Annotated in this window: 12 protein-coding genes; all 12 read left to right on the forward strand. The window is 54.7% G+C overall.

The window, feature by feature from the left end:
* Position 1 precedes the first annotated feature (1 nt).
* The 12 genes from MOP44_RS09355 to MOP44_RS09410 all read left to right on the forward strand — a co-directional run bounded on the left by MOP44_RS09355 (position 2) and on the right by MOP44_RS09410 (position 12341).
* Positions 2 to 691 (forward strand): acylneuraminate cytidylyltransferase family protein, encoded by a 690-nt coding sequence (locus MOP44_RS09355; RefSeq protein WP_260795775.1) that lies wholly within the window; start codon positions 2 to 4, stop codon positions 689 to 691.
* Positions 688 to 1635 (forward strand): phosphoglycerate dehydrogenase, encoded by a 948-nt coding sequence (locus MOP44_RS09360; RefSeq protein WP_260795776.1) that lies wholly within the window; start codon positions 688 to 690, stop codon positions 1633 to 1635. Before MOP44_RS09355 ends, MOP44_RS09360 begins: the two co-directional genes overlap by 4 nt.
* Positions 1636 to 1711: 76 nt before the next feature.
* Complete coding sequence (locus MOP44_RS09365) at positions 1712 to 2845, forward strand: glycosyltransferase (protein ID WP_260795777.1); 1134 nt, start codon at positions 1712 to 1714, stop codon at positions 2843 to 2845.
* A gap of 69 nt (positions 2846 to 2914) precedes the next feature.
* Entirely contained in the window at positions 2915 to 3940 is a 1026-nt protein-coding gene (locus MOP44_RS09370; protein WP_260795778.1) for a glycosyltransferase family 2 protein, read from the forward strand.
* A complete protein-coding gene (gene rfbF / locus MOP44_RS09375) occupies positions 3937 to 4713 on the forward strand; it encodes a glucose-1-phosphate cytidylyltransferase (protein ID WP_260795779.1) in 777 nt (258 codons plus the stop codon). Before MOP44_RS09370 ends, rfbF begins: the two co-directional genes overlap by 4 nt.
* Positions 4695 to 5780 (forward strand): CDP-glucose 4,6-dehydratase, encoded by a 1086-nt coding sequence (gene rfbG, locus MOP44_RS09380; RefSeq protein WP_260795780.1) that lies wholly within the window; start codon positions 4695 to 4697, stop codon positions 5778 to 5780. Before rfbF ends, rfbG begins: the two co-directional genes overlap by 19 nt.
* Positions 5777 to 6343: a dTDP-4-dehydrorhamnose 3,5-epimerase gene (gene rfbC, locus MOP44_RS09385; protein WP_260795781.1), complete on the forward strand. Its 567-nt coding sequence runs from the start codon at positions 5777 to 5779 to the stop codon at positions 6341 to 6343. The genes rfbG and rfbC overlap by 4 nt, the downstream gene beginning before the upstream one ends.
* Positions 6344 to 7252, forward strand: a complete 909-nt coding sequence (locus MOP44_RS09390) for an NAD-dependent epimerase/dehydratase family protein (protein WP_260795782.1) — start codon at positions 6344 to 6346, stop codon at positions 7250 to 7252.
* A 154-nt stretch (positions 7253 to 7406) separates the two neighbouring features.
* Entirely contained in the window at positions 7407 to 8939 is a 1533-nt protein-coding gene (locus tag MOP44_RS09395) for an oligosaccharide flippase family protein (RefSeq protein WP_260795783.1), read from the forward strand.
* Positions 8940 to 9143: 204 nt separating this feature from the next.
* Positions 9144 to 9746 (forward strand): acyltransferase, encoded by a 603-nt coding sequence (locus tag MOP44_RS09400; RefSeq protein ID WP_260795784.1) that lies wholly within the window; start codon positions 9144 to 9146, stop codon positions 9744 to 9746.
* Between the two features lie 31 nt (positions 9747 to 9777).
* A complete protein-coding gene (locus MOP44_RS09405; protein ID WP_260795785.1) occupies positions 9778 to 10887 on the forward strand; it encodes an acyltransferase family protein in 1110 nt (369 codons plus the stop codon).
* A gap of 167 nt (positions 10888 to 11054) precedes the next feature.
* The gene (locus MOP44_RS09410; RefSeq protein ID WP_260795786.1) at positions 11055 to 12341 is read left to right on the forward strand and encodes an O-antigen ligase family protein; all 1287 of its coding nucleotides are present in this window, start codon (positions 11055 to 11057) and stop codon (positions 12339 to 12341) included.
* Positions 12342 to 12354 lie beyond the last annotated feature (13 nt).

Genomic DNA, 12354 nt, shown 5'->3' on the forward strand with positions numbered 1-12354 from the left:
TATGGGAAAAATCATCGCAATGATTCCGGCACGTATGGGCTCGCAACGGTTGGCCCAAAAGAACCTCCGCACTTTGCGCGGTGTGCCCTTGATCGTTCGTGCCATTCGCAAGTGCCAGGAAGCCAATTGCTTCGATGAGATATGGGTGAATTCAGAGGATGCGGCCTTCGCGCCCATTGCCCAGGTAGAGGGCGTGGGGTTCCATCAGCGCCCGGCGGAGCTGGGCAATAATCAGGCTACCTCCGAAGACTTCGTCAAGGAGTTCTTCCGCGCTCACGACTGCGAGCGATTGGCGCAGGTGCATTCCATTGCGCCGCTCCTTACCGCAGCCGAAGTGAAAGCCTTCATGGACGCGTGGCTGAACAGCAGTCACGACGTCATGCTCTCGTGCATTCACGACCAAATTGAAGTTGCGTATCAGAATAAGCCCGTCAACTTCAGCTTTGCCGAAAAGACAAATAGCCAGGACCTGCAGCCAACGCAACGCATCACCTGGTCCATCACCGGTTGGAAGCGAGCGAGTTTTCTCGAAGCTGCTGCAGCGGACAAGAACTCCACGTATTACGGTTCTGTCGGATTCTATCCGGTGAGTTCGATCTCCGGACACGTAATCAAGACGCAGACCGATCTCGATATCGCCGAGGCGCTCTTGAATATCATCGAGCCGGCTGCGGTGACGGTCAGCCAATGAGCAAACAGGTACTCGTCTCCAGCCTAATGATGCTCAAGGAGCGGGCACGCTTTGAGTCTGAAATGGCCGCGAAGGGCTGGACGCCGGTCTTTGCTGACGTCGATCAGTTTCTTTCTGAAGAGCAATGCCTTCAGTATGCCGGTCGGTTTGACGCATGGCTCGCCGGCGACGATCGCATTACTCGAAATGTGCTTTCAGCGTTCCTGCCGCGCCTGAAGGGAATCGCAAAATGGGGTACGGGCGTGGACAGCATCGACCTCGCAGCAGCACGCGAACTGCAGGTTCCGGTACTCAACACAGCGGGTGCCTTTTCTGAAGCGGTGTCAGAGGTGGCGCTAGGCTACATGCTGATGCTGACCCGGCATCTGCTGGAAGTGGACCGCGCAGTCCGCAACGGAGAATGGCCGAAGCCGTGCGGGCTTGGACTTTACGGCCGTGTGTGCGGCCTGATTGGCTTTGGCGCCATCGGGCAGGGAATCGCCAGGCGCGCGAAGGGTTGCGGCATGTCGATCCTCGCCTATGATCCTCCTCTCCGCGCCAAAGGCGGCGTGAAAGACGGACCGCTCGCTGAGACTGAGTTTGTGGATCTCAACCGCCTGGTCGCGGAGAGTGACATAGTCTGCCTGGCATGCAATCTGACTCCCGAGAACCGGCACATGATCGGCGAGAAGCAACTCAAGGCGATGAAGAACGACGCCATCCTGGTGAATGTGGGCCGTGGCCCTCTCGTCGATGAAACAGCGCTCATCGCCGCTCTGACTGCGGGTGAAATTGCCGGAGCCGGCCTCGACGTATTCGAAGTAGAGCCTCTGCCTGCAGGCAGTCCATTGCGCCGCCTGCCTCATGTGGTGCTCGGCAGTCATAACGCCAACAATCTCCATTCAGCGGTCGAGTACGTCCACAGCAACACGATGAACAATCTGGCCAGGATATTGGGGCAGTAACATGTCCGCGCCGCGAGTTCTCATTGTCAGCGAGCACCTCAGCCGCGGTTACTCCGGCGGTCGCTATCATTCGTGGATGATGGCGGAGGCATTGGCTGCGGCGGGAGCGGACGTTACCGTATGGACCGACAACGAGCCATTCCTGATGCGGGATTTCCTAGAGTTTCCCGCCCATGAACAAATACGGCTTCATGTTGATCCAAGCTTTCGCCAGGGCCCTAACGGACGATTCGATGTGGTATTTCTGGTGCCCAGTCTGCGCCTTGATTGGAGTGTGTATGCGGCCGCAGTATCGACGGCGAATTCGCTTTCGGTCCCGCTGGTATTTCTCGATTTCGAGGCGCCTTCATGGTACAACGCCGAGAATGTGAGTAAGCGCTCATGGCCGCGGGTTTTGCCATGGAGAATATCGGCGCACTTTGCCGAAGTAATCCTTTCAACCACAGCTTTCGGATCGCAAAAGGCACGCCAGTACTATCACCCAGGTGGGGGGGGCGAAGCTTTCTCGCAATGCTATTGCGCTATCAACAACTTCGCTGCCGATGAGGCCCCAAGTGATCGCCAGAATCAGATCATTTGTATTACAAGAATGGATCGCACTACTCCTCACAAGGGCGCAACCGACCTCATGGAACTCATGTGCGATGAGCTACGAGGCTATAAAATACTGGTAATTGGATCTATTCCGAATGACGTGAAGCAGCAACTCGAGAATAGAGCTGCTGCTCATGGTATGAGCTTTAGCAGCAGAAAGGGCCTAACGGATCTAGAGAAATTCCGTGAGATCAAATCGTCGCGACTGATGGTGTTTCTATCGCACTTCGAGGGTTTCGGTTATCCTCCCGTTGAAGCCCTTTACAGTGGGATTCCCTGTATTGCTCGCCCGCTCCCTGTTCTGCGCGAAGTCAACGGCGAACACCTCCATTATCTTTCAGAAGGCGTTTCCCTGGGGCCTTTCGCTGCGCGGGTACTTTCAGAAACTGGAGGCCAAGCGTCACCTGAGGCTCGGGCTCGAGCAGCCCAGGTAGCGAGATTTGACAGGTATGTCATGAGCTTGAGCACCTTATTGTCCCATCTGCAATTGACACCCAAACGTCGGCGTAAGAGAGCCAGCATGTTTCTATTTGTCAGCGCTAGCCGATTCACCAGCTTGCTTCACCGCGGGGTTTCCACGCTCCGAGCCTGGCAAGGGATGCCTCGCACGAGTTAATGAATGTGTCCTAAGACTCACTGTTCCAATGGCGACAACTTCAGCAGGCCCTTACTAAGGGGAGAACATATGCCCGACATCTCCGTATGTATTCCGGTATACAACCGAAGAGACTTCATTCTCAATGCTGTGCAGTCCGCGCTCAACCAAGAGGTAGACGGCCTCGAGGTTGTGATCGTTGACAATCGCTCCGACGACGGAACCTGGGAGTTATTGCAGGCCATCTCCGATCCGCGTGTTCGTGTTTATCAAAACGAAACCAACGTCGGAATGATCAATAATTTCACTCGCTCATGCAACCTTGCGGAAGGCGAGTTCCTGCTGATGCTATGTTCAGATGATCGTCTGTGCCCAGGATTCTTGAAGCACGGGATTAACTTGATGCGCACAACTCCAAGCGCAGCACTGCTAAGCAGCGTCGGTCGATTCGTTGATCCCAACGGGAATTGTACTGGGCTCAACGTGAGTACGATTCCGCCCGGTCTCTACGATGGTATCAGCGCTAAACGCGCGTTCTTCGAGTTCACGGGCCGCTACAAATCGAGCATCTTTAACTATCCAGCCGGAATCATGATGAGGCGATCTGTATACAAGAAGATGTCACCTTTTAGCCTCGAAGTTGGCGATCCGACAGATGCCGACATGTGGATACGATGCTTAAGAGACGGAGATTTTCTGGTAACTGATTATGTCGGTTGTGAAATCACTCGCCACTTCAACCAAAGAGGCGCGGAGAGTTTCAGAGCGGGCCGCTATTTTGAGGAACTTTTGAAGATGACAGTAAAGCATCTTCGAGAAAGAGAAGATGCAGATGTTCGCAAGCGTTTTTTGCATCTGCTCGGGGGGACTGCATTCCCTTGGGCCTTCAACGGATATCTCAAGGGCGATAAATCTGTGTGGAGCAGAACTCGCGAATTTGGCTGGAATATTCCAGAGATGGCGATCGCGTATGCTGAGCGATGGATGTATCGCGTCCGAGCTAAGTTGGGATTCGTCACGGTCCCAGGCCTTAAGCGTATCGACCGCCCTAGCCCCCTGACTGGCGGGCTGAGCCATGATTTTGACGGAATACGACTAGGAGGAGAACGACCGTGAAAGTAGTGTTGCTGGCAGGAGGATTGGGCACCCGCTTGGCCGAAGAGACCCAACTGAAGCCGAAACCTATGGTGGAGATAGGTGGATACCCCATACTTTGGCATATCATGAACATCTATTCTCATCACGGGCTAAACGACTTCATTATTTGCCTCGGGTATAAGGGCTACATAATCAAGGAATACTTCGCTAACTTCGTTCAGCATCGGTCGGATATGAGTATCGACCTTTCCACTGGTAAAATGGAGTACCTTGGATCGCGGGATCTTCCTTCGTGGAAAGTCACTCTGATAGATACCGGACAAGATACGATGACGGGCGGCCGTTTGCGCCGCGTTGGGCATCTGCTGCCGCCTGGTGAACCGTTCTGCCTCACGTATGGCGACGGAGTCGCAGACGTGGATATCACGGAACTCCTTGCGTTTCACAAGAAGCATGGTTTGCTGGCCACGCTGACCGCAGTTCAGCCTCCTAGCCGCTATGGCGTAACTATGGTTGAAGGTGATCGAGTTAAGCGCTTTGTCGAGAAACCTCCGGGTGAGGGCGGTCGGATCAACGGGGGATTTTTTGTGCTCGATCCGCGCGTTATTGAGCGTATCGAAGGGGACGCCACCGTGTGGGAAGCGCAGCCGATGGTGAGCCTGGCAGAAGATGGCCAACTTGGAGCCTACAGGCACAACGGCTTCTGGCATCCGATGGACACCCTGCGCGACAAGCAGCATTTAGAGGCTTTGTGGATGGAAAGGAAGGCGCCATGGAAAGTCTGGCAATAGGCCGCCTGCCTGATACGTCATTCTGGCGCCGGCAGCGCGTTTTTCTAACCGGTCACACGGGATTCAAAGGAACGTGGCTAGCTCTCTGGCTCGAGATGATGGGCGCGGAGGTGTGTGGATATTCGCATCCTCCCGAAACTACACCAAATCTCTTTGATAACGTCCAGCCCGTTGCCGGCATGCGTTCTGAGATTGGCGACATTCGCGATCTCGAAGATCTGCGCCGTGTCGTCCGCAACTTCGGCCCGACGATTGCTCTCCACATGGCGGCGCAGCCTCTGGTGCGACGTTCCTATAGGAATCCAGTGGAGACCATGGCTGAGAATGTTATGGGGACGGCCAATGTTCTGGAAGCTCTACGTTCAGCTGCCGAATTGCAGGCCATTGTTGTGATTACAACGGATAAGGTGTACCGCAATCTTGAGACGGGCCGCGCATTTGTCGAAGACGATCCTCTAGGCGGACATGACCCCTACTCCGCGTCGAAAGCCGCCGCTGAGATAGTCACGTCGAGTTGGTCGCAGAGCTTCTTTCAGGAAAAGGGAGTTGCGGTTGCCACGGCGAGAGCTGGCAATGTTGTTGGAGGAGGCGACTGGTCGGAGGACCGGCTGATTCCTGACATCTGGCGAGCCAATCAGAAAGGCGAAGCGTTGGTCCTGCGGTATCCCAGGTCGACTCGACCCTGGGAGCATGTGTTGGAGCCGTTGTGTGGGTACCTGCTTTTTGCAGAAGCGCTTACCGAGCGGCGTCCCGCTCTTCCTGATGCCCTCAACTTTGGTCCGCCGCCCGAAGACGAGCTGCCGGTTGCAGAGGTGGCCGACCTCGTTGCATCCGCCCTGGGAGCGGAAGTGGGCTGGGTGCCGGCGGAAAACGTCGAGTTTGTGGAGATGCGCTCGTTGGCGCTCGACGCGAGCCTGGCGACACGGACCTTGGGCTGGAGACCACGACTGAATACAAGACAGGCGCTCGAATGGACTGCGGCCTGGTATAAGGCCTTCGATGAGGGTGGCAGCCCGCGCGAACTTATTGAGCGGCAGATTACTCGATACATTTCGGAGACAGAATGAGATTCGAGTCAACCTTGATCACGGGGGTGTTCCTTATTAGTCCCGAAGAGAGGCGCGACGACCGAGGATTCTTCGCGCGCATGTTCTGTACTGAAGAGTTTGCTGCTCGAGGACTTGAGACGCGAGTGGCGCAGGCAAACATATCTTCAAATGTTCGGAGGGGAACCTTGCGTGGCATGCATTATCAGTTAGGGGCCGCTGCCGAAGTGAAGATTGTGCGCTGCACGAAGGGCGCAATCTGGGATGTAGCTTTGGACATTCGCCCGGATTCGCCCACCTTTGGTCGATCGTTCGGCACGGAACTGACTGCTGAAAATCATCGCATGTTGTATATCCCTCGCGGCTGCGCCCACGGTTTCATCACCTTAACGGAAGACACGGAAGTCTTTTATCTTGTCAGCTCGCCCTATACGGCAGCAGAGGAGCGCAGCATCCGTTGGAATGATCCGCGGTTTGGAATCGCATGGCCTGCCACAGTCGAACAGATCTCGCCTAAGGATGCGGCCACTCCCGACTTCAATGAGGAGAGCAACGGAATCGAGCGGCTCCGAGGGTTGATCTAGATGCCCGAGACAATCATTGTCACCGGAGCGCACGGGCTCATTGGCTCCGCTGTGTGTAGACTGTTTGCGAAAACCTACACAGTAAGCACAATAGGGCGCAGGGCGCCGGCGAACATGATCGCGGACATCGCTGATCCAGCCACTATCGAGCGACTTGATCTGACCGGCGCCAAGTGTCTGATTCATTGTGCAGGGATCGTAGATGAGGACTTTTCCAATCCCGCTCGTGCCTTCCGCCAGGCTATCGAGGGTATGGCTGCGCTGGTCCGTCGGGCAAAACAGGATGGGGTGCGGCGTTTTGTCTACATCTCTTCTGCGCACGTCTACGGACCGTTTGCAGGCGAGATCGATGAGAACTCTCGTCCCAACCCATTGCATGACTATGCAATAGCGCACTTTGCTAGCGAGCAGATCCTGCGCCGCGCGACGACGGACGAGTTTATCGGTTGCGCTATCAGGCCCTGCGCAGTCTTCGGTATTCCCGCCGATCTGGATCGCTTTCGCAGGTGGGCGCTGATCCCCTTCGGCTTCCCGCGGGCCGCAGTGCACGACGGAGTGATCGGCCTCGCTTCGCGCGGACTGCAGCGCCGCAACTTTATCGGCTCAGATGATATAGCGAGAGCGATCTCTCTTTGGCTGGAGCAGGAGCAGGTGGCTCGCTTCACTGGCATCAACGCGGTGGGACAGACCAGTATGACAGTTCTGGATTTTGCCAACATGTGCGCCGCTTCTGCTGAACGCATCACCGGCCGTGCCACCCGTGTGACGCGCCCCGACGGGGTGGATCCAGCGCCGGACAACTTCGATTACAGGACAATCGATCCGCGGTTTGTAGGCCATTCCTCGCTACCTGACTTTGTCGATCGGATGTGTGCGTTGATGCATACTCCTGATAGGCAATTCCAGTAGCCTGCGCCGGATGGTCACTCCGTGCGCGAATCCATAGGACGTGATGCATGCCGGGAAATTACTATGGATCTTAGCCGGGGGAACCCATCCGGGCTCTCGGTCTGATTCGAGCCGCTCCGTCAAGACCCTCACCAGCTCCAGAACTTTGAGATCCATGCACCCATCGAAGCGCAAATACCTTAAGAACGCCGCCTCTAATCTGCTGTCCGTAGGCTCATCTGCATTGATGGCCGTGGCGCTGCCGCACTATTTCTCGCGCGACTTCAGTCCTACCGAGTTTTCCCTGTGGGTACTGGTTCTGCAACTCGGCGCCTATGTCAACTTCCTCAACTTTGGTGTCCAGACCGCGGTCGGCCGTTACGTTGCCCACGCCCTCAGCAAGGACGACCGACGGCAGGCTGAGGAGATCGCTAGCGCCGGATTCCAGATTCTCTCGCTGCTGGGGTTGTTGGGCGTAGCGTTGCTCATGGTTGTCGGCATCATGTTGCCGCACATCTTCCATAAAATCGACCCCTCCATGATCAGCACGGCACGTTTCATGCTGGTCTGGATCGGCGGCGCGCTCATCCTGAATCTTCCAACGACGACATTCCTAGGTGTATTCGTCGGACATCAGCGCAACGACATCCCTGCCTTTTTAGCCCTGATCACGAAAGGCACACTGGCAATCATTCTGGTTCTCGTAGCGGGTGCTACGCATGACCTGCGGCTCTGCGCGGAAGCCTACTTCGTTGTTTCTGGTGTCGGCAGCGTCCTGCAGTACATCACTTTCAAGCGGTTCTGTGTCGGTTGGAACTTAAAGCTCTTCGCGATCAGCCCTGCGGCACGCCGTGAACTTATTTCTTATTGCGCGAGTCTCAGCGTATGGTCGTTCGCGATGCTCCTTGTTAACGGATTGGACACGACCATCGTCGGCATCTTCGATTTCAACAAGGTGGCGGCATATGGAATCAGTATCAGTATTATCAATTTCTTTCTCACAACATTTGCCTCCGTCACCAATCCCCTCCTGCAGGTCTTCGCTAAGATCCACGCTCGAGACAGAATAGACCAACTAATCCACCTATTCATGCTCGTCTCAAAGTTTACGACCGTGTTGCTGATTGGTATCGGATGCTGGATCGTGCTTCCGGTCGCTCCCGTCTTTAAGCTATGGGTCGGCCAGAGGCTAGCCCTGCAGGCCGCCCCTGTTGTGGTTGTTCTGGTCTTGGCGAATGTCTTGCGCAACTCCGCTATAACTTATTCGTACTTCCTTCTGAGCTCCGGGATGCAGCGCAAAGTTCTGCTTGGGCCGCTTGCGGAAGGGATTTCGAACCTCGTGGTAAGTGTAATCGCCACCTCCAAGTTCGGGGCAATCGGCGCCGCTTGGGGAACGGTCGCTGGCGCCATTGTTGGACTTTCCGTTAACTACTTCTATAATTTCCAGAGAACCCTTCCAAGGGATTTCTCTATTTGGAAATATTTCATTGAGAACCTTGGCATCCCTGCGTTGGCAACAGCTCCGGCAATTGCCGTGATCTTTCTCCAAAGGGCGATGGAATTATCTATGTTGGTCGCGATACCCTTTTTAGCAGTTGCGTCCATACCTGCCTTTTTTATTCTGTTCAAGACATACCAGAGCATCAGCGAGGGAGCAGTTGCGGAGAAGCGAGGTACTCTTCATGGAGATGTCGCGAGGGTTCTGTGAGCAGCATGAGCAAGTTGAATATGCACTCCGTTCCGAATATTTACTGCTCACCATCGCTCCGCGGATTTTCAACTGTAAAAATCGTCGGAGTTGCTTTTTACCTATAGAGCAGGCCTGTGGTCCAGACTGGCGTGCGGAACGTGCAGCTGCCGAAATCTGTCGAGCGGACATGTTCGACCGCGTCCAAATCGGAAAGGGACGATAATGAAATCCTTCCTGAAGTCGGTTGCCAGAGGTCTCCTTTATCACCCACGTGGTGTGCGCATCGGGCGCACGTCAAAGGTTCGCCGCCCCTGGTGGATTCTAAATCCCTCACGTATCACGATCGGAGAATCCACCCGCATTGGCAGTTATGCAACCTTATATGCGCTTGATACATATGCCGGCGTTCCCTGGGATGGGAAAATAAGAATCGGTGACGATGTGTATATAGGTAGATGGGCTCAAATGCATTCGGTCGGCTTGATAGAGATAGGGGACGGGTCGGTCTTAAGCGAGTATGTCTTCCTGACGGACGACTCGCACGGCTTCGATCCCGCCGGGCCACCAATCATGAAACAGCCACTGAGTTCGAAGGGGCCCGTCAAGCTTGGTAAAAGATGCTTCCTTGGTGTCGGCGCAACTGTTATGCCGGGAGTCACCTTAGGCGATCACTGTATAGTTGGTGCGAGATCGGTGGTGACTAGGAGTTTCCCTGCGTACTCGGTGATTGCGGGCAATCCCGCCAGGCTGATCAAGACCTACGATCCGGCTATAGGGACCTGGATCTCTGCCGAAAAGAACGAATTGCAACAACTCAAAGGTTGACTCCCGCATTCGGGAGAAGATAGAGGGGCCGATGGAGCATAGTCGGGGTAACCAGCTTTATTCGTTGCAATACCTTAGGGCAATTGCAGCAATCGGCGTGGTCCTTGTCCACGCGTCCACAACACTGCAGGGGCGGGAAGGTGGTCTACCGCTGTTCCGCGCGGGATCCTATGGCGTTGATTTGTTCTTTGTTATCAGTGGCTTCGTGATGTTCTATACCACGGCCGAGAAGCCAATCACTCCAGGTCGCTTTCTCGTTCGACGCTGTATTCGTGTTGTTCCAATCTACTTCCTTTTGACAACATTTGGTTTTGCCCTTGCGCTCTTGGCACCACGACTTACTAATTTATTCTCCGCGTCTCCGCGCGATTATCTGCGATCGATCTTCTTTATACCTTATTTCAATCCCGCGTTTAACGATATCCGCCCCGAAGTGCAGCAGGGTTGGACATTGAACTACGAGATGTTCTTCTATGCGGTGTTTGCGAGCTGCTTGTGGCTCAAGGAACGGCACCGGCTCATCGTCTGCACGAGCGTCCTTATTGTCCTTGCGGCTATCGGCATCGTTGCTTCCCCAAGCGGTGTTTTCGCGAAGACATACACAGACCCCATTTTGCTCGAATTCACATTTGGGATGGTCATTAGCTGGATCCTGTTGCGACGTCGCCTAGACTTCCCGCATTTCGTTATTGCACTCGTGGCTGCGGCCGTGGCGGCAATAAGCTGCGTGCTATGGCTTGGTGTATCGCATCGAACTCTGTTTGCCGGAGTGCCAGCAGCCGCAATCGTAGGCACCGTGATCCTCCTCGAGCAGCGAGGACTCCTGCCCTGTTGGCCGCTCTTGCTTCTGATTGGCGATAGCTCCTATAGTCTCTATCTTGTCCACACGTTTATTTTGGCGACTCTGAAACGGATCTTTGTTCACGTGCCGATCGCGGCGCTGCAAAGTTCGCCCATGATCTTCATGATCTTCGGATTGGTCGGTGCCGTACTTTTCGCGATGCTGTTCTATCGAGCTGTCGAGGCCCCGCTGAATCGACGGTTACAGCTTCTGATCGCGCGGAAAGGAATGACTTCGGTCTCCCCTCCTGCCGCGGCCATGGAGCGGGAAACCAGGCTGAGGGCGGTATCCACCGACTAGTAAAGGGCCAGCGAACTACTTCTGTGCAAGTTCAAGCCGCCTCGACGCCTCACAAAGACCGCGAGAAAACAAAACTCCCACATGATAAACTTTAGATTCCACGATATAGGTAGCAGATGGTGACCTCCTCATTACCGACGAGATATCTTTCGGCCCCATCCTCAACGATGGAGGCGTCGAATGCGGCGTACGCGAACGTCGGTTTCGTGATGCTTCTTTTCTTCGGGATCCACACGGGCGTTTCGCTGCCGTTCTTGCCTCACGAGTTTCTGGCATTCCTGGCGGCATGTGGACTTTATCTGGCGAACAGGAATCGGGTCACTGTTCGCGTTCTTATCTGGTTTGTCGCGACGTTCGTGGCGATGTCTGCCGTTGGATTATTAGCCGGTCAATCGGCAGGTGTCTCCTTTGGAACGGAATTGCGAGCCATCGCCAATTTCATCTACGACATATTCACCGGACTCAGCGTGTATTATGGTCTTCTTAGGCTAGGGCGAGACAGGGTACGTAAGCTATTCTGGGCCGTACTCCTGGTATTGGTTATCGGATCTGTCTTAGAAGTAGTTGGAATTGTGAAGCCTCTAAGCGATGGGTTTAGGCAGGCTGTACTAACACAAGGCATCTACGACCTAAACGACCGAGACGTCGCCATGTACGGGGCTCTTCGACCCAAGTTCTTTGCGTCTGAGCCGGCTAATCTCGGTGTCTCAATCAGCGTTTCGTTCTACCTGTGGTTCGCGGCAATGCATCGCCCCAGGCGCAAGCACTATCTGGCTGCGTTTATTTTACTGGCTGTCGCGTTATACTTCGTGCGTTCTCCGGTTGTCGTTTTCGGCGCGATCGCCTACGCATTGACTGTGTGCATCACTCGTCCGTGGAAGGGCAGATGGAAACGCTATCTGAGTTCCTTCATCCCCAGGGTGTACGCTGTCGTCGCTTTCTTGATTCCCGGCGTGTTGCTGGGGTTGACCAACGTGTCAGGCGCGCCCGCATATCTTACATCGCACAGCATGTTTTCACGTGAGATCGCGCCCTATTATATGGCGGTGCAGTCAGTCCAGTCTCACCCGTTCTTTGGCATCGGGCTCCAAAATGATGACCAACTCACAAATATCGCCCTCGGCGTATACACAATGCCCGGTCAGGAAGATAAATTTTCATACGAAAACCTGGAAGGCTTCGGGCAAAATTCGTGCAATGCGTTTTGGTTCACGTTCATCTCGTTCGGCATAGTTGGAAGTATCATTCTGGGTATCATGGTGGCTCGATTGCTGAAGCTGCTCAGGGTAAGAGTTTCCTTCATTTCGTTGTGTTGCGTGGCGTGTCTCACTTATTGGATGACATTCGGACGAGTCAATTCCCCCGTAGCGTGGTTCACCTTTTTTGTCGTTGCAGCAGCGTGTCAACTTCGGATGTCGAACGATATGCTCAACTCCGGCCTCCGTGCAGGTTGAGGCCGATTTTCAC

This window comes from Occallatibacter riparius, assembly GCF_025264625.1.
Taxonomy (GTDB): domain Bacteria; phylum Acidobacteriota; class Terriglobia; order Terriglobales; family Acidobacteriaceae; genus Telmatobacter; species Telmatobacter riparius.